15 protein-coding genes are annotated in these 20,236 nt (G+C 54.9%); 10 read left to right on the plus strand and 5 right to left on the minus strand.

The window, feature by feature from the left end; all coding sequences use genetic code 11:
• Nucleotides 1-2: 2 nt before the first annotated feature.
• From idnO to sgrT, 3 genes are all read right to left on the minus strand, one after another.
• Entirely contained in the window at nucleotides 3-767 is a 765-nt protein-coding gene (gene idnO / locus OGY17_RS01505; RefSeq protein ID WP_003829575.1) for a gluconate 5-dehydrogenase, read from the minus strand.
• Nucleotides 768-1,045: 278 nt separating this feature from the next.
• Nucleotides 1,046-2,224, minus strand: a complete 1,179-nt coding sequence (locus OGY17_RS01510) for a sugar efflux transporter (protein ID WP_048214949.1) — start codon at nucleotides 2,222-2,224, stop codon at nucleotides 1,046-1,048.
• 108 nt (nucleotides 2,225-2,332) lie between these two features.
• Complete coding sequence (sgrT, locus tag OGY17_RS01515; protein WP_020996233.1) at nucleotides 2,333-2,461, minus strand: glucose uptake inhibitor SgrT; 129 nt, start codon at nucleotides 2,459-2,461, stop codon at nucleotides 2,333-2,335.
• 99 nt (nucleotides 2,462-2,560) lie between these two features.
• On the opposite strand from sgrT, the gene sgrR reads away from it, so the two are divergent.
• The 4 genes from sgrR to thiQ all read left to right on the plus strand — a co-directional run bounded on the left by sgrR (nucleotide 2,561) and on the right by thiQ (nucleotide 7,768).
• Complete coding sequence (gene sgrR / locus OGY17_RS01520; protein ID WP_191215169.1) at nucleotides 2,561-4,216, plus strand: HTH-type transcriptional regulator SgrR; 1,656 nt, start codon at nucleotides 2,561-2,563, stop codon at nucleotides 4,214-4,216.
• Between the two features lie 300 nt (nucleotides 4,217-4,516).
• Nucleotides 4,517-5,500, plus strand: a complete 984-nt coding sequence (gene thiB, locus OGY17_RS01525) for a thiamine ABC transporter substrate binding subunit (protein ID WP_286576401.1) — start codon at nucleotides 4,517-4,519, stop codon at nucleotides 5,498-5,500.
• Nucleotides 5,476-7,086 carry a thiamine/thiamine pyrophosphate ABC transporter permease ThiP gene (gene thiP, locus OGY17_RS01530; protein ID WP_079937100.1) on the plus strand — a complete coding sequence of 537 codons (1,611 nt, stop codon included), beginning with the start codon at nucleotides 5,476-5,478 and terminating at the stop codon, nucleotides 7,084-7,086. Before thiB ends, thiP begins: the two co-directional genes overlap by 25 nt.
• Nucleotides 7,070-7,768: a thiamine ABC transporter ATP-binding protein ThiQ gene (gene thiQ / locus OGY17_RS01535; protein ID WP_032942352.1), complete on the plus strand. Its 699-nt coding sequence runs from the start codon at nucleotides 7,070-7,072 to the stop codon at nucleotides 7,766-7,768. The genes thiP and thiQ overlap by 17 nt, the downstream gene beginning before the upstream one ends.
• A gap of 97 nt (nucleotides 7,769-7,865) precedes the next feature.
• On the opposite strand, the gene OGY17_RS01540 is transcribed toward thiQ, so the two are convergent.
• Together OGY17_RS01540 and araC are read right to left on the minus strand one after the other, a co-directional pair.
• Nucleotides 7,866-8,633, minus strand: coding sequence for a DedA family protein (locus OGY17_RS01540; RefSeq protein WP_125362743.1), 768 nt, complete (start codon nucleotides 8,631-8,633; stop codon nucleotides 7,866-7,868).
• A gap of 119 nt (nucleotides 8,634-8,752) precedes the next feature.
• Nucleotides 8,753-9,598 carry an arabinose operon transcriptional regulator AraC gene (gene araC / locus OGY17_RS01545; RefSeq protein WP_003829586.1) on the minus strand — a complete coding sequence of 282 codons (846 nt, stop codon included), beginning with the start codon at nucleotides 9,596-9,598 and terminating at the stop codon, nucleotides 8,753-8,755.
• Nucleotides 9,599-9,937: 339 nt separating this feature from the next.
• On the opposite strand from araC, the gene araB reads away from it, so the two are divergent.
• The 6 genes from araB (at nucleotide 9,938) to rluA (ending at nucleotide 20,158) form a co-directional block, all read left to right on the plus strand.
• Nucleotides 9,938-11,647 (plus strand): ribulokinase, encoded by a 1,710-nt coding sequence (gene araB, locus OGY17_RS01550; RefSeq protein WP_103285774.1) that lies wholly within the window; start codon nucleotides 9,938-9,940, stop codon nucleotides 11,645-11,647.
• A 10-nt stretch (nucleotides 11,648-11,657) separates the two neighbouring features.
• The gene (araA, locus tag OGY17_RS01555) at nucleotides 11,658-13,160 is read left to right on the plus strand and encodes an L-arabinose isomerase (RefSeq protein ID WP_003829590.1); all 1,503 of its coding nucleotides are present in this window, start codon (nucleotides 11,658-11,660) and stop codon (nucleotides 13,158-13,160) included.
• Between the two features lie 105 nt (nucleotides 13,161-13,265).
• On the plus strand, nucleotides 13,266-13,961 hold the full coding sequence (gene araD / locus OGY17_RS01560; RefSeq protein ID WP_286606277.1) for an L-ribulose-5-phosphate 4-epimerase: 696 nt from the start codon (nucleotides 13,266-13,268) through the stop codon (nucleotides 13,959-13,961).
• Nucleotides 13,962-14,051: 90 nt separating this feature from the next.
• Nucleotides 14,052-16,403, plus strand: coding sequence for a DNA polymerase II (polB, locus tag OGY17_RS01565; RefSeq protein WP_286606279.1), 2,352 nt, complete (start codon nucleotides 14,052-14,054; stop codon nucleotides 16,401-16,403).
• 177 nt (nucleotides 16,404-16,580) lie between these two features.
• Entirely contained in the window at nucleotides 16,581-19,487 is a 2,907-nt protein-coding gene (gene rapA, locus OGY17_RS01570) for an RNA polymerase-associated protein RapA (protein ID WP_048236149.1), read from the plus strand.
• Nucleotides 19,488-19,498: 11 nt separating this feature from the next.
• The gene (gene rluA / locus OGY17_RS01575) at nucleotides 19,499-20,158 is read left to right on the plus strand and encodes a bifunctional tRNA pseudouridine(32) synthase/23S rRNA pseudouridine(746) synthase RluA (RefSeq protein ID WP_008786174.1); all 660 of its coding nucleotides are present in this window, start codon (nucleotides 19,499-19,501) and stop codon (nucleotides 20,156-20,158) included.
• Nucleotides 20,159-20,236 lie beyond the last annotated feature (78 nt).

Below are 20,236 nucleotides of genomic sequence, written 5' to 3' on the forward strand. Positions count from 1 at the left end.
GATCAGACCGCGGCGAGCATGCCGCCGTCCACAAACAGAAGATGCCCATTCACAAAGTCAGAGGCGGGCGCGGCAAGATAAACCGCCGCGCCGATAAGCTCTTCCGGGTTACCCCAGCGAGCGGCGGGCGTGCGCTGGAACAGCCAGGCGGAGAATGCTTCATCGTTGACCAGCGCGGTGGTCATGTCGGTAGCGAAATAGCCGGGAGCAATGCCGTTGACCTGAATATTGTATTCCGCCAGTTCCACGCACATGCCACGGGTTAACATTTTGACCGCGCCTTTTGACGCCGCGTATGGAGTAATGGTTTTACGACCTAATTCGCTTTGCATTGAGCAGATATTAATAATCTTCCCGCGGCGGCGTTGCACCATGTAGCGGGAAACCTGCTGCGACACCAGAAAGACCGATTTCTGGTTTACATCAATCACTTTGTCCCATTCAGCCTCCGGGAATTCGGTGAAGGGATAACGACGCTGAATTCCGGCGTTGTTAATTAAAATATCAATGGCCCCAACTTCCTTTTCAATTTGCGCGATGGCGCGCGCAACCTCTTCCCCGTTGGTGACATCAAAACCATAACCAACGGCGCGATAGCCTTCGGCAACCAGTTTGTCCGCCGCCGCCTGAGCGCGCTGCTGGGTAATATCGTTAATCACAATCTCAGCACCGTGCGCCGCCAGACCGTTGGCCAGCAGGTTACCAATGCCCTGAGCGGAACCGGTAATCAGCGCGCGTTTGCCGGTCAGGTCGAATAGGTTTTTCATAAAAAACTCCTTTTTTAATAACTGTTACGCGTAACTGTATACGCGTAACAGTAGAAAAAAGAAGATCAAGGAAGAGGAAAATAATCGTTATGTGATCAACATTACATTTACGTGCAAGATGAAAAAAAGAGGGATAGACCTGATAAGCGTAACGCGATCAGGCCATAAAGACAGGTTGCCGGATGGCGGCGTAAACGCCTTATCCGGCCTACAAAAACGACAAAAGCGAATACGAAATGTCGTCCGGTCGAGCACTGCAACGCCGGGACTGCACCGGACTAAACATCCTTCACCCGCCCGGTCATCCACAGCGTCACCACCGAAATCACCGCAATTACCCAATAGACGGCATAGTGACCGTAGCTTTGCGCAACAGCCCCCTGAATCACCCCTGCCAGAATGACTCCCGTTGAAATACTGTTGGTAAATAATGTGGTCGCTGACCCCGCACGTCCGGGCATCAGATCCTGAAACCACAGCATGCCTATCCCGGCGATAATACCGATAAATACCGCGTTAAACAGTTGCAGCACCAGCAGCGCCGTACGGCTGTGAAAGAAGATCAAACCAAGATAAAACAGCACGCCTGCCGCGACGGCCGCGATCATCATTCGCCGTTTGCCAAAGCGCTTCACGTAATAGCCCGCCAGAATCATCGCCGGAATTTCCAGCCCAGCCGCCGTCCCCATTAGAATCCCGGCCAGCTTGTCCGGCAAGCCCAGTTCGAGGCTTATCCACAGCGGCATATCGATGATGTACATGGTGTTGCAGGTCCACATCAGCGTGGAGGCAATAAACAACATACGCACATTTTTGTCCTGCCAACCACCGGTCTGTTCCAGCGGCACGTCTACAGGCTGCTCCACCCGAGCAACTGACGGCAGTATCAGCGCAATCAGCACCAGGCTAATGGCAAAAATCCCTGCGGCAATGGAAAACATCGCCGTAAAGCCGTAATTCAGCGCCAGCATAAAAGCCAGCGGTGGGCCAACTACCCAGGCCAGTGAAAGCTGCGCACGCATCACCGAGCTAAACATCACCACTTCACGCGCGGAGTTATCAGCATATTCCCGCGCCAGCGCAAACAGCTGCGGCATGGCGGTGTTCGCCAGCGAGGCCAGCAGCACACCGCAGGTGATCAGCGTAAGATAGTGACGATTAAAGGCAAACAGCAACGCATTGCCAATTGCCATCAGGCAGCAGAACATGATCAACTTGCGTCGATCGCCCTGGCTGTCGGATCGTTTCGCGAGGCCAAGGCTGACGACGATCCCGACAATCGCATTGACGGTGTAAAACAGCCCGACCCAAAATGGCTGCGCCCCGACCTCACGGCTCAGGAACAGACTCAGCGTGGGTGCCTGCAATGCCCCCGCCACGCCCATCATAAAAGCGACCAGCATAAATGCCGCGTAAACGCCGTTGAGGCGCCGTCCCATGGTCATAATCCAGAGCATTGTTATCCCTATTGGCTGGGCTGATACGAAAAAAGCCAGCAGAAAAAATCTGCTGGCGGGTGATTTTACACCAATACTCAGTCACACATGATGTCTGCAATTTCCAATTCAGGAGTCAGATGTCATCTCCCACTGCATCAGCTCTTCGAGCATCTTTAAGCGCTGCGGGGCACTCAGGCAAGCCAACCAGGACGATTTTTCTGTCGCGGTAAAGTACTTCAACCAGAACTGACGCATAGATGACCCCTTCGTTGTCTCATCGCTTCATCGGAATCTATTATTGGCTTAATATAGGGATTATAAAATTGCTGAGTTTTCCGCAGGAGTTCCCCTTTTATGTCTTCTGGTCGTTTGCAACAACAGTTCATCCGTCTGTGGCAATGCTGTGACGGCAAGACGCAAGACACGACGCTCAACGAGCTGGCGGATCTGCTGAGCTGCTCGCGCCGCCATATGCGTACGCTGCTTAATACCATGCAGGATCGTGGCTGGTTAACGTGGGAAGCTGAAGTTGGACGAGGTAAACGCTCGCGACTGACATTCCTCTATACCGGGCTGGCGCTCCAGCAGCAGCGCGCGGAAGACCTACTGGAACAGGATCGCATCGATCAACTAGTGCAGCTTGTCGGTGACAAAACGGCCGTACGGCAAATGCTGGTCTCCCACTTGGGCCGCAGCTTTCGCCAGGGTCGGCATATCATGCGCGTTCTCTATTATCGCCCCATGCACAACCTGCTCCCCGGCACGGCATTACGCCGCTCCGAAACCCATATCGCCCGGCAAATCTTCAGTGCCTTAATTCGGGTAAATGAGGAAAATGGGGAACTGGAAGCGGACATTGCTCATCACTGGCAGCAAATTTCACCTTTGCATTGGCGGTTCTTCCTGCGCCCGGGGATCCATTTCCATCATGGCCGCGAGCTGGAAATGGAAGATGTTATCGCCTCGCTGAGGCGCATTAACGCTCTGCCGCTGTATTCGCACATCACGCAAATAGTTTCTCCCACGGCCTGGACGTTGGATATCCATCTGGCCCAGCCAGATCGCTGGCTTCCCTGGCTATTGGGGCAGGTCCCCGCCATGATCCTGCCGCGAGAATGGGAAACACTAAACAACTTCTCCAGTCACCCGATTGGTACCGGTCCGTATGCGGTAATGCGCAACACCAATAACCAACTGAAAATTCATGCATTTGATGATTACTTTGGCTACCGGGCCTTGATCGACGAAGTTAACGTTTGGGTATTACCCGATATCGGAGAAGAACCGGGCGGCGGGTTGACGCTAAAAGGCCCCACAGAGGATGAAAAGGCGATCGAAAGCCGCCTCGAAGAAGGCTGCTACTACCTGCTGTTTGATGCTCGTAGCCACCGTGGCGCTAATCAGGAGGTTCGCGAGTGGGCAAGCCGCGTTCTCTCGCCAACAAATTTAATCTGCCACGCCGATGAACAGTACCAGCGGTTGTGGTTTCCCGCCTACGGTTTGCTTCCCCGCTGGCATCACGCCAAACCAGGCCATGGTGAAAAACCCGCCGGGCTGGAAACGCTGACAATCACCTACTATCGCGATCATATCGAACACCGGGTTATCGCGCAGATCATGAAAACGTTGCTGGCGCAGCATCAGGTACAGTTGAATATTCAGGAGATCGACTACGATCAGTGGCATGCAGGTGAAATCGTCAGCGATATCTGGCTCAACAGCGCCAACTTTACCCTCCCGCTGGACTTCTCACTGTTCGCCCATTTGTGCGAAGTCCCTTTGCTGCAAAACTGTATCTCGCGTGACTGGGAAAACGATGCGGCTCGCTGGCGAACGGGCGAAATGAGCCTGGCGGCATGGTGCCAACAGTTGCTCGCCACAAAGGCCATTGTGCCATTAATCCACCACTGGCTGATCATTCAGGGGCAGCGCAGTATGCGCGGGCTGCGCATGAATACCCTCGGCTGGTTTGATTTTAAATCGGCGTGGTTTGCGCCGCCGGATCCATAAGAGCCAGCTCTTAATTGCTGCCCGGCAACAAAATCACTACACTAACGCCGTTCTCAACGGGGTGCTAAATAAAAAACATACACAAGATCATTCATGATGCATCAAGGCGGCAAGCGAGTGAGTCCCCAGGAGCATAGATAACTATGTGACTGGGGTGAGCGAGCGCTGCCAACACAGAGGCAGCGTGAATGATGAAGTGTATGGGCTGAGAGATACCCGTCGAACCTGATCCGGATAATGCCGGCGAAGGGATTTGAGGCTTATCTCAAGTCCTTTGCCACCCAACTCTTGAGGTGCAAAGTGTTTAAAAAATGTCTTCCGCTTATACTGCTGTGCGCAGCGCCTGCCTTCGCTAAACCTGTACTGACCGTCTATACCTACGACTCGTTCGCAGCTGACTGGGGCCCGGGCCCGACAATCAAAAAAGCCTTTGAAGCTGACTGCAACTGCGAGCTAAAACTGGTGGCGCTGGAAGATGGCGTCTCACTGCTTAACCGCTTGCGCATGGAAGGAAAAAACAGCAAAGCCGACGTCGTGCTGGGTCTGGATAACAACCTTCTGGAAGCCGCTACACAAACCAAACTGTTTGCCAAAAGTGGTGTTGCAAACGACGCCGTTAACGTACCCGGCGGCTGGAAAAACGATACCTTCGTTCCGTTTGATTACGGCTATTTCGCCTTCGTTTATGATAAGAACAAGCTGAAGAATCCGCCCAAAAGCCTGAAAGAACTGGTAGAGAGCGACCAAAAATGGCGCGTCATTTATCAGGATCCGCGCACCAGCACGCCGGGATTGGGTCTGCTGCTATGGATGCAGAAAGTCTATGGCGATAAAGCGCCAGAGGCGTGGCAGAAACTGGCAGCCAAAACCGTCACCGTCACCAAGGGCTGGAGCGAAGCCTACGGCCTGTTCCTGAAAGGTGAAAGCGATCTGGTGCTCAGCTACACCACCTCTCCGGCCTATCACATCATCGCCGATAAAAAAGACAACTACGCCGCAGCCGACTTTAGCGAAGGCCACTATTTGCAGGTGGAAGTCGCCGCCCGTACCGCGGCCAGCAAGCAGCCGGAACTGGCCGAGAAATTCCTGAAGTTTATGGTATCCCCGGCATTCCAGAATGCGATTCCGACCGGCAACTGGATGTATCCCGTGACGCAAGTCGCCCTACCGCCAGGATTCGAGCAACTGAATAAACCGGCCACCGCGCTGGAATTTACGCCGCAGCAGGTTGCGGCTCAACGTCAGGCATGGATTAGCGAATGGCAACGCGCCGTCAGCCGCTAATCCCCGGCTGGCTGGTTCCAGGGCTTACCGCCGCCACGCTGATGGTGGCCGTTGCCCTGGCCGCATTTTTGGCACTGTGGTTTAACGCCCCGCAGGGAGAGTGGCTCTCGCTGTGGCAAGATGACTACCTGTGGCACGTGGTGCGCTTTTCTTTCTGGCAGGCATTTTTATCCGCTGTGCTGTCGGTTGTCCCGGCGATTTTCCTTGCCAGAGCGCTCTATCGTCGTCGTTTTCCAGGGCGTCTGGCGCTGCTGCGTCTGTGCGCGATGACGTTAATCCTGCCAGTGCTGGTCGCGGTATTCGGTATTCTTAGCGTCTACGGTCGCCAGGGTTGGCTGGCCTCGCTCTGGCATACATTCGGGCTGGAGTGGACGTTTTCGCCATACGGTTTGCAGGGCATTCTGCTGGCGCATGTCTTTTTCAATCTGCCGATGGCCAGCCGCCTGCTGTTACAGTCGCTGGAGAATATTCCCGGCGAACAGCGGCAGTTAGCCGCTCAGTTGGGTATGCGTGGCTGGCATTTCTTCCGTTTTGTTGAATGGCCATGGCTGCGTCGTCAGATCCTGCCCGTCGCGGCACTCATCTTTATGCTGTGCTTCGCCAGTTTCGCCACCGTTCTGTCGCTTGGCGGCGGGCCACAGGCCACCACCATCGAGCTGGCTATCTATCAGGCGCTGAATTTTGATTACGATCCTGCCCGCGCAGCCATGCTGGCGTTGATCCAGATGGTTTGTTGTTTGGCGCTGGTGCTCCTCAGTCAACGTCTGAGCCGCGCGATTGCTCCCGGTGCTACCCTGGTACAAGGCTGGCGCGATCCCGACGATCGCCTGCACAGCCGACTGGCTGATGCAATCCTGATTATTCTTGCCCTGTTGCTGTTACTGCCGCCGCTGCTGGCGGTGATTGTCGATGGCTTAAACCGCCATGTTCTGGATGTACTGATGCAGCCAGTGCTGTGGCAGGCGCTGGGAACCTCGCTGCGCATCGCATTAGCAGCAGGAGCGTTATGCGTCGTGCTCACTATGATGCTGTTATGGAGCAGTCGTGAACTTCGTGCCCGACAGCAACTGCTGGCAGGTCAGATGCTGGAGTTGAGCGGCATGATGATCCTCGCCATGCCGGGCATCGTGCTGGCAACCGGCTTCTTTCTACTGCTCAATAATACCATTGGGCTTCCTGAATCTGCCGACGGCATTGTCATTTTTACCAATGCGCTGATGGCGATCCCTTACGCGCTGAAAGTGCTGGAAAACCCAATGCGTGACGTCACTGCGCGCTACAGTATGTTGTGCCAGTCGTTGGGTATTGAGGGATGGTCGCGCCTGAAAGTGGTTGAACTGCGAGCCCTGAAGCGCCCGCTGGCGCAGGCGATGGCGTTTGCCTGCGTCCTGTCGATCGGCGATTTTGGCGTAGTGGCATTATTTGGTAATGAGGATTTCCGTACCCTGCCATTTTATTTATATCAGCAGATTGGCTCTTATCGCAGTCAGGATGGCGCAGTTACGGCGTTATTACTGCTGATCCTGTGCTTTACGCTTTTTACCGTTATTGAGAAATTGCCGGGTCGAAATGTTAAAACTGATTGATATCACATGGCTGTATCACCATTTGCCTATGCGCTTTACGCTGTCGGTCACGCGCGGTGAGCAAATAGCTGTACTCGGGCCCAGCGGCGCCGGGAAAAGTACGCTGCTGAATCTGATTGCCGGCTTTCTCACGCCTGCCAGCGGTACCATGATGATTGACGGTGAAGATCACACCACCACGCCGCCCTCACGCCGTCCTGTTTCCATGCTGTTTCAGGAAAATAACCTGTTCAGCCATCTGAGCGTACAGCAAAACATCGGCCTGGGCCTGAATCCGGGATTGAAGCTGAACACATCGCAGCGGGAGAAAATGCACCACATCGCTCAACAAATGGGACTCGACTCTCTGCTGGAACGCCTCCCCGGTGAGCTTTCCGGCGGGCAGCGGCAGCGCGTGGCGCTGGCGCGTTGTCTGGTGCGAGAACAACCTATTTTACTGCTTGATGAACCGTTCTCAGCGCTCGATCCCGCGCTGCGCCAGGAGATGCTAACGCTGGTCGCCGAAGTCTGTCGCGAGAAGCAGCTGACGTTGCTGATGGTTTCTCACAGCGTAGAAGATGCCGCGCGAATTGCGTCCCGCTCGATTGTGGTCGCCGACGGGCGCATCGCGTGGCAGGGCAAAACGGACGATCTGTTAAGCGGCAACGCCAGCGCCTCGGCGCTATTGGGCATTAAAGCATAATGCGTTGCCGGATGACGGCGTGAACGCCTTATCCGGCCTGTAGGTCGCACATTTTGTAGGCCGGATAAGGCGAAGCCGCCATCCGGCAAAGGTATCGTCAGTAACCTACAACCTTACGCAGAATGTCGATATACACCGGCATCAGCGGATGGCGCAGTAACGCCACCAGCGCGACCACGCCGATCCCGAGCGTTAACGGCGCCAGATACAGCAAACGGCTGCGGGAGAAATACGCCGTTAAGCGATCAACAGCCGCTTTGCCACTACGCCATAGCCGCCAGCAAAACCAGCCGCCCACCCAGAGCAACACCGCCGTCGCCAGCAGCAACCATTTAAAATCCCCGCTCTGCATATCAGAAGGGATATCAATTGCCGCTCCCGCCAGGATCCCCGGCAGGAAGTAGAACGGTGGCCACAGCACGCAGCCAATAATATTCGGGACGATAAATTTAGCGACAGGCAGATCCAGCATGCCTGCTACCATCGGCACTAGCGGGCGCGTCGGCCCGACAAAACGGCCTACCAGAATGGTAAACATGCTGTGTTGATGCAGGGCGTGCTCGGTTTTATCCAGCAACGCCTTGTTCTTTTTCATGAACGACCAACGGTGCAGCGGCTTTTTAAAGCGCCAGCCCAACCAGAAGGAGATCCAGTCCCCCAACAGGCAGCCGACAATGCCCGCAAGCCAGGCATGCCAGAAGTTCAGTTCGCCGCTGCCAATCAGCGCGCCCAACCCCGCCATCATCACGGTCCCGGGCAGAATCAGACCAACCAGCGCCAGCGACTCCAAAAAAGCCACCAGAAGTACGGCGATCAGAGAGTACAGGGCGGACTGGAGAATAAAGTGTTCCAGCAATGCTTGCATAATGTGTCCGTCAAATTTACGAAGCAGGGATTTTGATAACCCCTCTCAACTTCGTCAAGCCATCAATTGTCTGAATAGATTGCGAGTTATGACAACTTTCAGGATACATCATTCACTTTTTATTCACATCCAGCGCGAAACTCGCTCGGACTGGCACCGGTACATTTTTTGAAAACACGAGAGAAATAGAGCTGGTCGTCAAAACCAACATTGCGACCTACGGTGGCGATAGGCATACGTGTGGTACTCAGCAGTAGCTTCGCCTGGCTGATGCGCTGGTCCTCGCGCCAGCTTAATACGCTGATCCCCAACTGCTGACGGAACAGATGCGACAAACGGGAAGGCGACAGGCAGACGTGCTGCGCGACGCTGGCGATATCAAAATTGCTGTCCGCCAGGTGATCGCTGATGTACTGGCAGGCATCACGGACGCGGTTGTCCATGGGCGGGTGTAGCGATTCATTGATGGCTTCCATACGTCGGAGCAACAACTGCTCCAGTAAATTAATCGCCAGCAGTTCGGAATAACGACCTTCTCCCTGCCCAGCGTTAATTATTTGCCCAAACAGCTCGTTAAAATGCGGCTGATGTGCTTCATCCGGGCGGAAAAAACCGGTCTGGCCAAAAATGGCCGGCCAGGTCAGCCACTCCTGCCAGTAGGCGCGCGGTCGAAAGTAAACCCACTGGTGATACCACTCGCTGGCATCAGGATGGCGCCCGTAGTGGTGAATTTCTCCAGGAGGAAACAACAGAATATCGCCAGGCCGGCAGACAAATTGCTTGCCCTGATTATTGATAACCCCTTCGCCACGGATGGTGAGATTGAGGATATAACCCTTCATACCCAGCGGCCTGTCGATAAAAAAATCCAGGTATCCGTTCGCCTCAATGGGGGTTAATCCGGCCACCAAATGCGCGTTAAACGAATAACCAGGCAACAGGGGATCGTTTTGCGTTTCAGCCATAATTTCAATACTCCCTACGTCCTGCCAAGAAACAATTTGTCCATATTACGCCAGACATCATCGCTGTCGCCCCTGCGGGCCGCTGTATTTGCGGCAATGGACCACCAACCCCGCTTGTGAAAAGCTCTTTGTAAAAAACATGTACTACGCCAACGTCAAAATCGGCTAACAAAAGTGTCTATAACTACGGCAGAAATGTCCACATTGATTATTTGCACAGCGTCACACTTTGTGATGCCACAGCATTTTAGTCCATAAGATTAGCGGATCCTGCCTGACGGTTTTTATCGCTACTCACTACTGTTTATCCATACCCGTATTTTTGGATGGAGTAAGACGATGGCGATTGCAATTGGCCTCGATTTTGGTAGTGATTCAGTACGCGCTTTGGCGGTGGAATGTGCCACCGGCGAAGAGATCGCCACCAGCGTTGAGTGGTACCCACGTTGGCAGGAAGGGCAGTATTGCGATGGCCCAAACAACCAGTTTCGCCATCATCCGCGCGACTACATTGAATCCATGGAAGCGGCGCTGAAAACCGTACTGGCCGAACTGAGCGCTGAGCAGCGCGCGGAAGTGGTCGGTATTGGCGTTGACAGTACCGGCTCAACCCCGGCACCCATCGATGCAGACGGTAATGTACTGGCGCTGCGTCCGGAGTTCGCGGAAAACCCGAATGCGATGTTTGTCCTGTGGAAAGATCACACCTCAGTAGAAGAAGCCGAAGAAATCACCCGCCTGTGCCATACACCGGGCAAGATCGATTACTCCCGCTATATCGGCGGCATTTATTCCAGCGAATGGTTCTGGGCCAAAATCCTGCATGTCACTCGTCAGGACCACGCAGTTGCCGAGGCTGCGGTTTCGTGGATTGAGCTATGCGACTGGGTTCCGGCCCTGCTCTCCAACACCGTACGCCCACAGGATATTCGTCGCGGTCGCTGCAGCGCCGGGCATAAATCCCTGTGGCATGAAAGCTGGGGTGGTCTGCCGCCAGCCAGTTTCTTTGACGAACTCGACCCCATCCTCAACCGCCATCTGCAATACCCAATGTTTACCGATACCTTCACCGCGGATCTGCCGGTTGGCACCCTGTGCGCCGAGTGGGCACAGCGTCTGGGACTACCGGAAAGTGTGGTGATTGCAGGCGGCGCTTTTGACTGCCATATGGGCGCGGTCGGCGCAGGTGCGCAGCCTAACACGCTGGTGAAAGTCATCGGCACGTCAACCTGCGACATTCTGATTGCCGACAAGCAAAGCGTTGGCGAGCGTGCGGTGAAAGGCATTTGCGGCCAGGTTGATGGCAGCGTGGTGCCTAATTTTATTGGCCTTGAAGCTGGTCAGTCTGCATTCGGTGACATCTATGCCTGGTTTAGCCGCGTGCTGAGCTGGCCGCTGGAACAGCTTGCCGCGCAGCACCCGGAACTGAAAACACAGATTAAAGCCAGCCAAAAACAGCTGCTGCCTGCGCTCACCGAAGCATGGGCGAAAAATCCGTCGCTGGATCACCTGCCGGTGGTGCTCGACTGGTTCAATGGTCGTCGTACGCCGAATGCCAACCAGCGTTTGAAAGGCGTCATTACCGACCTGAATCTGGCAACCGATGCGCCAGCGCTGTTCGGTGGTCTGATTGCCGCCACGGCCTTTGGCGCACGCGCCATCATGGAATGCTTCACCGAACAAGGCATTGCGGTTAACAACGTGATGGCGCTTGGCGGTATCGCGCGCAAGAACCCAGTCATCATGCAGGCCTGCTGTGACGTGCTGAACCGTCCGCTACAGATTGTCGCTTCAGACCAGTGCTGCGCACTCGGTGCAGCTATCTTCGCCGCCGTTGCCGCGAAAGTACACGCCGATATCCCTGCCGCTCAGCAGCAGATGGCAAGCGCCGTGGAAAACACGCTGCAACCTCGCCCAGAGCAGGCTCAACGTTTTGAACAGCTTTACCGCCGCTATCAGCAGTGGGCAGTAAGCGCTGAACAGCAATACCTTCCGACTGCCGCTCCGGCGCAACAAGCCCCGGTAGACCTGGCAACCCTGACACATTAAGGACACGACAATGACGATTTTTGATAACTATGAAGTGTGGTTTGTGATTGGTAGCCAGCATCTGTATGGCCCTGAAACCCTGCGTCAGGTAACCCAACATGCCGAGCACGTCGTTAACGCACTGAATACTGAAGCCAAACTGCCCTGCAAGCTGGTATTAAAACCGCTGGGCACTTCCCCTGATGAGATTACCGCTATCTGTCGTGACGCGAATTACGACGATCGCTGTGCAGGGATGGTGGTCTGGCTGCATACCTTCTCTCCGGCCAAAATGTGGATTAACGGCCTGACTATTCTCAACAAGCCGCTGATGCAGTTCCACACCCAGTTCAATGCCGCCCTGCCGTGGGACAGCATTGATATGGACTTTATGAACCTGAACCAGACTGCGCACGGCGGTCGTGAGTTCGGCTTCATCGGCGCGCGTATGCGTCAGCAGCATGCCGTGGTCACCGGCCACTGGCAGGATAAACAAGCGCACGAACGCATTGGCTCCTGGATGCGCCAGGCCGTGTCCAAACAAGATACCCGCCACCTGAAAGTCTGCCGTTTTGGCGACAACATGCGTGAAGTTGCGGTCACCGATGGCGATAAAGTCGCTGCGCAGATCAAGTTCGGCTTCTCGGTAAACACCTGGGCCGTGGGCGATCTGGTGCAGGTAGTGAACGCAATTAGCGACGGCGAAATCAACGCGCTAATCGATGAGTACGAAAGCACCTACACCATGACGGCGGCGACGCAAGTCCACGGCGAAAAACGTCAGAACGTCCTGGAAGCGGCCCGTATTGAACTGGGGATGAAGCGCTTCCTGGAACAGGGCGGATTCCACGCCTTCACCACCACATTTGAAGATTTACACGGCCTGAAACAGCTCCCGGGTCTGGCCGTACAGCGTCTGATGCAGCAAGGCTACGGCTTTGCGGGCGAAGGCGACTGGAAAACCGCCGCTCTGCTTCGCATCATGAAGGTGATGTCAACCGGTCTGCAGGGCGGCACCTCATTTATGGAGGATTACACCTACCACTTCGAGAAAGGCAACGATCTGGTGCTCGGCTCGCACATGCTGGAAGTGTGCCCGTCCATCGCGGTGGAAGAGAAACCGATCCTCGACGTACAGCACCTCGGCATTGGTGGTAAAGACGATCCTGCCCGTCTGATCTTCAACACCAAAACCGGCCCGGCAGTGGTTGCCAGCCTGATCGATCTCGGCGATCGCTATCGCCTGCTGGTTAACTGCATCGACACGGTACAAACGCCGCACTCCCTGCCAAAACTGCCTGTCGCTAACGCGCTGTGGAAAGCTCAACCGGATCTGCCAACCGCTTCTGAAGCCTGGATCCTGGCCGGTGGCGCGCACCACACCGTGTTCAGCCACGCGCTGGATCTGAACGACATGCGTCAGTTCGCTGAAATGCACGATATCGAGATCGCGGTGATCGATAACGATACCCGCCTGCCGGCCTTTAAGGACGCGCTGCGCTGGAACGAAGTGTATTACGGCTTCAAACGTTAACAACTGCCGGATGACGGCGTAAACACCTTATCCGGCCTACAAGAATGTGCGATTTGTAGGCCGGATAAGCGTAGCGCCATCCGGCAAGATTCATCGGAGAGCATCATGTTAGAAGATCTTAAACGTCAGGTACTGGAAGCGAATCTGGCGCTGCCAAAGCACAACCTGGTGACGCTGACCTGGGGAAACGTTAGCGCCGTCGATCGCGAACGCGGCGTGTTTGTGATTAAACCTTCCGGTGTCGATTACAGCGTCATGACCGCAGACGAGATGGTTGTTGTCAGTATCGCCACTGGGGAAGTCGTTGAAGGCACGAAAAAGCCCTCCTCCGATACTCCAACACACCGTTTGTTATATCAGGCATTCCCGAGCATTGGCGGTATTGTTCATACCCACTCGCGCCACGCGACAATCTGGGCGCAGGCGGGTCAGTCAATTCCAGCGACAGGCACCACCCACGCGGACTATTTCTACGGCACGATTCCCTGTACGCGGAAAATGACCGACAGCGAGATTAACGGTGAATACGAGTGGGAAACCGGAAATGTAATCGTTGAAACCTTCGAGAAACAAGGCATTGACGCAGCGCAGATGCCTGGCGTACTGGTGCACTCTCACGGTCCGTTCGCCTGGGGAAAAAATGCCGAAGATGCGGTGCATAACGCCATCGTGCTGGAAGAAGTAGCCTATATGGGGATTTTCTGCCGGCAGCTCGCGCCGCAGCTGCCGGATATGCAACAAACCCTGCTAGATAAACACTACTTGCGCAAACACGGTGCTAAAGCGTATTACGGACAGTAACCTCTTTTGAGCATGACAACTGTATAAAATCACAGCTAATCTATCAGAACCAGGCTATAATAATGCCTAGTTTTTTGACGGATACGCAGCGTGGCGCAAGCAGGTTTTATTTTAACCCGGCACTGGCGGGACACCCCGCAGGGAACTGAGGTCTCATTCTGGCTGGCGACAGACGATGGGCCGCTGCAGGTCACGCTCGCGCCTCAGGAGTCGGTCGCGTTTATTCCCACCAGTCAGGTTCCTCGCGTAATGTCATTATTACGCACTGAAAACGGCTATCGCCTGAAATCGCTGCAATTGCAAGACTTCCACCGCCATCCTGTTTCCGGCCTGTATTGCCGCTCACATCGCCAGCTCATGCGGTTGGAAAAACTGCTGCGCGAAAACGCAGTCACCGTCTATGAGGGCGATGTACGCCCACCTGAGCGGTATCTGATGGAGCGCTTTATCACCTCCCCTGTTTGGGTCGAAGGCGACAGACATAATGACATGCTGGTGAATGCCCGCCTGAAGCCGAACCCTGACTATCGACCACCGCTAAAATGGGTATCGCTGGATATTGAAACCACGCGCCACGGCGAACTCTATTGCATCGGTCTTGAAGGCTGCGGGCAGCGTATTGTCTACATGCTCGGCCCGGCAAACGGCGACGCCTCTACGCTTGATTTTGAACTTGAGTACGTTGCAAGCCGCCCGCAGTTGCTGGAAAAACTCAATGACTGGATTGCCCGTCACGATCCTGATGTGATAATCGGCTGGAACGTCGTGCAATTCGATTTACGCGTCCTGCAAAAGCACGCCGAACGTTACCGCATTCCCCTGCGTTTTGGTCGTGATAGCAGCGAGCTTGAGTGGCGCGAGCATGGCTTCAAGAACGGTGTATTCTTCGCTCAGGCTAAGGGGCGCCTGATTATCGACGGTATTGAGGCGCTCAAATCCGCGTTCTGGAATTTCTCGTCATTTTCACTGGAAACAGTGTCACAGGAGCTGCTGGGCGAAGGGAAGTCGATTGATAATCCGTGGGACAGAATGGACGAAATCGACCGTCGGTTTGCCCAGGATAAGCCCGCGCTTGCCACCTACAATCTCAAAGACTGTGAGTTGGTCACGCGTATTTTTCATAAAACCGAGATCATGCCTTTTCTGCTGGAGCGCTCGACGGTCAACGGCCTACCGGTCGACCGTCACGGTGGTTCGGTTGCCGCCTTCGGCCACCTCTACCTTCCGCGCATGCACCGGGCGGGTTACGTGGCGCCAAATCTGGGGGAAGTTCCCGCGCACGCCAGCCCCGGCGGCTACGTGATGGACTCGCGCCCAGGCTTATACGACTCCGTACTGGTGCTGGATTACAAAAGCCTGTATCCCTCAATAATTCGTACTTTTTTAATCGATCCGGTGGGGCTTATCGAAGGGATGGCGCAGCCGGATCCGGAACACAGCACCGAAGGTTTCCTTGACGCCTGGTTTTCACGCGAAAAGCACTGCCTGCCGGAAATCGTTACTCAGATCTGGCACGGGCGCGAAGAAGCAAAACACCGCGGCAATAAGCCACTCTCGCAGGCGTTGAAAATCATCATGAACGCATTTTACGGCGTGCTGGGCACCACCGCCTGTCGCTTTTTCGACCCGAGACTGGCCTCGTCCATTACCATGCGCGGCCATGCGATCATGCGCCAGACCAAAGCGTTAATTGAGGCTCAGGGTTACGATGTCATTTATGGCGATACCGATTCCACCTTTGTCTGGCTGAAAAAGGCGCACTCAGAAGACGATGCAGCCCGAATTGGTCGGGAACTGGTGAGCTATGTCAACACCTGGTGGGCGCAATCGCTGAAGCAACAAAATCTGACCAGCGCGCTGGAGCTGGAATTTGAAACCCATTTTTGTCGCTTTCTGATGCCGACCATTCGCGGTGCAGATACCGGCAGTAAAAAACGCTATGCGGGGATGATTCAGGACGGTGCTGAGCAACGTATGGTGTTTAAGGGACTGGAAACGGTACGAACCGACTGGACGCCGCTAGCCCAACAGTTTCAGCAGGAGCTATACCTACGAATTTTTCGTAACGAACCTTATCAGGAGTTTGTTCGTGAGACTATTGACCGTCTGATGGCTGGTGAAATGGATGAACAACTGGTGTACCGCAAGCGCCTGCGCCGCCCGTTAAGCGAATACCAGCGAAATGTTCCACCACACGTTCGTGCCGCGCGACTCGCCGATGAGCAGAATGTAAAACTGGGGCGTCCACCGCAGTATCAGAATCGCGGAACCATAAAATATGTCTGGACGGTTAATGGCCCTGAACCTGTTGATTATCAGCTATCTGCGCTCGATTACGAGCATTATCTGACCCGCCAGATCCAACCCGTTGCCGAGGGAATTCTTCCCTTTATTGACGATAATTTTGCTACACTACTCACAGGACAACTGGGGTTATTTTGACGCGTGACGAAACCGCCGCCATCCAGTACCATAGCGCCCTTTCCATTCCTGGACCCATTTAACACCACTACCACTGATTTATTAGCCTGGTAGCGGGGTCGTATGCTCTCAATAACGGGGATTAGCCCGGAAAATGACGAGTATTGCCTGCAATTAAAGATATAGAGCCGAACATATATGCCTTTTACACTTGGTCAACGCTGGATCAGCGATACAGAAAGCGAATTGGGACTTGGTACTGTTGTCGCCATGGATGCGCGAACCGTCACTTTACTTTTCTCATCGACGGGCGAAAACCGTCTGTATGCGCGCAGTGATTCCCCCGTGACCCGCGTGATGTTCAATCCTGGCGATACGATAACAAGCCATGAAGGCTGGCAACTGCATGTCGATGAAGTAAAAGAAGAAAACGGCCTGCTTGCCTATATCGGAACCCGCCTGGATACCGAAGAAACCGGTGTCATGCTGCGTGAAGTACTGCTCGACAGCAAACTGGTATTCAGCAAACCGCAAGATCGCCTGTTTGCCGGCCAGATTGACCGCATGGATCGCTTTGCTCTGCGCTATCGCGCCCGTAAATTTCAGAGCGAACAATACCGTATGCCGTGGAGTGGGTTGCGTGGCCAACGTACCAGCCTGATTCCTCACCAGCTGAACATTGCCCATGATGTTGGTCGTCGTCATGCGCCTCGCGTTTTACTGGCAGACGAAGTGGGTTTAGGTAAAACCATTGAAGCCGGGATGATCCTGCATCAGCAACTGCTTTCCGGCGCCGCAGAGCGCGTGCTGATCATCGTCCCGGAGACATTACAGCATCAGTGGCTGGTCGAAATGCTGCGCCGTTTCAACCTGCGTTTTGCACTGTTTGATGATGAGCGTTATGCAGAAGCGCAGCACGACGCCTACAACCCGTTTGAAACCGAACAACTGGTCATCTGCTCGCTGGACTTTGCCCGTCGCAATAAACAGCGTCTGGAGCACCTGTGTGACGCCGAGTGGGATCTGCTGATTGTCGATGAAGCCCATCACCTGGTGTGGAGCGAAGACGCGCCCAGCCGCGAATATATGGCCATTGAACAACTGGCAGAACGTGTGCCGGGCATCCTGCTGCTAACCGCTACACCGGAGCAGCTGGGCATGGAAAGTCACTTTGCACGCCTGCGCCTGCTGGACCCGAGCCGTTTCCACGATTTCGCCCAGTTTGTTGAAGAGCAAAAAAATTATCGTCCGGTCGCCGACGCCGTCGCCATGTTGCTGGCAGGTAACAAGCTGAGTAACAATGAGCTGAACATGTTAGGCGACATGATTGGCGAGCAGGACATTGAGCCGCTATTGCAGGCGGCAAACAGCGACAGCGAAGACGCCCAGAGCGCGCGTCAGGAGCTGGTTTCGATGCTGATGGACCGCCATGGCACCAGCCGTGTGCTGTTCCGTAACACCCGTAACGGTGTAAAAGGCTTCCCGAAACGCGAGCTGCATACCATCAAGCTGCCGCTGCCGACCCAATACCAGACGGCGATTAAAGTCTCCGGCATTATGGGCGCGCGTAAAAGTGCAGAAGACCGGGCGCGCGACATGCTCTACCCGGAACAGATTTATCAGGAATTCGAAGGCGACACCGGCACCTGGTGGAACTTTGACCCGCGCGTGGAATGGCTGATGGGCTACCTGACCAGCCACCGCTCGCAAAAAGTATTAGTTATCTGTGCAAAAGCCACCACCGCGCTTCAGCTGGAGCAGGTTCTGCGCGAGCGCGAAGGTATCCGTGCTGCCGTATTCCATGAAGGGATGTCGATCATTGAGCGTGACCGCGCCGCAGCATGGTTTAGCGAAGAAGATAGCGGCGCCCAGGTAATGCTGTGCTCTGAAATCGGCTCCGAAGGGCGTAACTTCCAGTTCGCCAGCAATCTGGTGATGTTTGACCTGCCGTTCAACCCGGATCTGCTGGAACAGCGTATTGGCCGTCTGGACCGTATTGGTCAGGCGCATGATATTCAGATTCACGTTCCGTACCTGGAAAAAACCGCGCAATCCGTGCTGGTGCGCTGGTACCACGAAGGTCTGGATGCGTTCGAACACACCTGTCCGACTGGCCGTACCATCTATGACACGGTCTATAACAATCTGATCGGCTACCTGGCTGAACCAGAAAATACCGAGGGCTTTGACGATCTGATCAAAACCTGCCGCGAACAGCATGACGCGCTGAAAGCACAGCTGGAGCAAGGTCGCGATCGCCTGCTGGAGATCCACTCTAACGGCGGCGAAAAAGCACTGGCGTTGGCTGAAAGTATTGAAGAACAGGACGACGATACCAGCCTGATCGCCTTCGCCATGAACCTGTTTGATATCGTCGGTATTAATCAGGATGACCGTGGCGACAATTTGATCGTACTGACGCCGTCCGATCATATGCTGGTGCCGGATTTCCCAGGGCTGCCGGAAGATGGCTGCACCATTACGTTCGAGCGCGATGTCGCCCTGTCGCGTGAAGATGCCCAGTTTATTACCTGGGAGCATCCGCTGATCCGCAATGGTCTGGATCTGATCCTCTCCGGCGACACCGGAAGCAGCACTATTTCGTTGTTGAAAAACAAAGCATTACCTGTTGGTACACTGCTGGTTGAGCTGGTCTATGTTGTTGAAGCGCAAGCGCCGAAACAACTGCAGCTAAACCGCTTCCTGCCACCAACGCCGGTACGCATGCTGCTGGATAAAAACGGCAATAACCTTGCTGCACAGGTTGAGTTCGAAACCTTTAACCGTCAGCTCAGCGCCGTTAACCGCCACACCGGCAGCAAACTGGTCAACGCCGTGCAGCAGGATGTTCATGCCATTCTGCAACTCGGTGAAGCGCAGGTGGAAAAATCAGCCCGTGCGCTGATCGACGCGGCGCGTAAAGAAGCGGACGAGAAGCTGACGGCAGAACTTTCCCGTCTCGAAGCGCTGCGTGCCGTTAACCCGAACATCCGTGATGACGAACTTAGCGCAATTGAAAGCAACCGTCAGCAGGTGATGGAAAGCCTGGATCAGGCGGGCTGGCGTCTCGATGCCCTGCGCCTGATCGTCGTGACGCATCAGTAACGGAGCCATACATGGGGATGGAAAACTACAATCCGCCGCAGGAACCCTGGCTGGTCATCCTGTATCAGGATGACCACATTATGGTGGTCAACAAGCCGAGCGGCTTGTTGTCTGTGCCAGGTCGTCTGGATGAGCACAAAGACAGCGTGATGACGCGTATTCAGCGCGATTATCCGCAGGCTGAATCCGTGCATCGTCTGGATATGGCAACCAGCGGCGTGATTGTAGTCGCGCTAACCAAAGCGGCAGAGCGCGAGCTAAAACGCCAGTTTCGCGAGCGCGAACCGAAAAAACAGTATGTCGCACGCGTCTGGGGGCATCCTGCTCCGGCCGAGGGTCTGGTTGATTTACCGCTGATTTGCGACTGGCCAAACAGGCCAAAGCAAAAAGTGTGTTATGAGACCGGGAAATCGGCGCAGACCGAGTATGAAGTTGTGGAGTTCGCGGCGGATAACACCGCCCGGGTAGTGCTCAAGCCCATTACCGGACGCTCACACCAGCTGCGTGTGCATATGCTGGCTTTAGGGCATCCTATCCTGGGCGACCGCTTCTATGCTCCGCCGGAAGCTCTGGCGTTAGCGCCGCGCCTGTTGCTGCATGCAGAGATGTTAACCATCACGCATCCCGAATACGGCAACAGTATGACGTTTAAAGTCCCGGCAGATTTTTAAATTCTGAGCCAATTTATGCCAGGGGCGCTTCGCTTGCCCGGCCTACATTCATTAACGTAGGCCGGATAAGGCGCTAGC

It is taken from the genome of Citrobacter sp. Cpo126, from assembly GCF_030332445.1.
Taxonomy (GTDB): domain Bacteria; phylum Pseudomonadota; class Gammaproteobacteria; order Enterobacterales; family Enterobacteriaceae; genus Citrobacter; species Citrobacter portucalensis.

Bases quoted from the DNA above. Each gene is read 5' to 3' on its own strand.
- idnO (WP_003829575.1), bottom strand. From the start codon at position 767: ATGAAAAACCTATTCGACCTGACCGGCAAACGCGCGCTGATTACCGGT.
- sgrR (WP_191215169.1), top strand. From the start codon at position 2,561: ATGTCTTCTGGTCGTTTGCAACAACAGTTCATCCGTCTGTGGCAATGC.
- rluA (WP_008786174.1), top strand. From the start codon at position 19,499: ATGGGGATGGAAAACTACAATCCGCCGCAGGAACCCTGGCTGGTCATC.
- OGY17_RS01540 (WP_125362743.1), bottom strand. From the start codon at position 8,633: ATGCAAGCATTGCTGGAACACTTTATTCTCCAGTCCGCCCTGTACTCT.
- sgrT (WP_020996233.1), bottom strand. From the start codon at position 2,461: ATGCGTCAGTTCTGGTTGAAGTACTTTACCGCGACAGAAAAATCGTCC.
- araB (WP_103285774.1), top strand. From the start codon at position 9,938: ATGGCGATTGCAATTGGCCTCGATTTTGGTAGTGATTCAGTACGCGCT.
- thiQ (WP_032942352.1), top strand. From the start codon at position 7,070: ATGTTAAAACTGATTGATATCACATGGCTGTATCACCATTTGCCTATG.
- thiP (WP_079937100.1), top strand. From the start codon at position 5,476: ATGGCAACGCGCCGTCAGCCGCTAATCCCCGGCTGGCTGGTTCCAGGG.
- OGY17_RS01510 (WP_048214949.1), bottom strand. From the start codon at position 2,224: ATGCTCTGGATTATGACCATGGGACGGCGCCTCAACGGCGTTTACGCG.
- araA (WP_003829590.1), top strand. From the start codon at position 11,658: ATGACGATTTTTGATAACTATGAAGTGTGGTTTGTGATTGGTAGCCAG.
- rapA (WP_048236149.1), top strand. From the start codon at position 16,581: ATGCCTTTTACACTTGGTCAACGCTGGATCAGCGATACAGAAAGCGAA.
- araD (WP_286606277.1), top strand. From the start codon at position 13,266: ATGTTAGAAGATCTTAAACGTCAGGTACTGGAAGCGAATCTGGCGCTG.
- araC (WP_003829586.1), bottom strand. From the start codon at position 9,598: ATGGCTGAAACGCAAAACGATCCCCTGTTGCCTGGTTATTCGTTTAAC.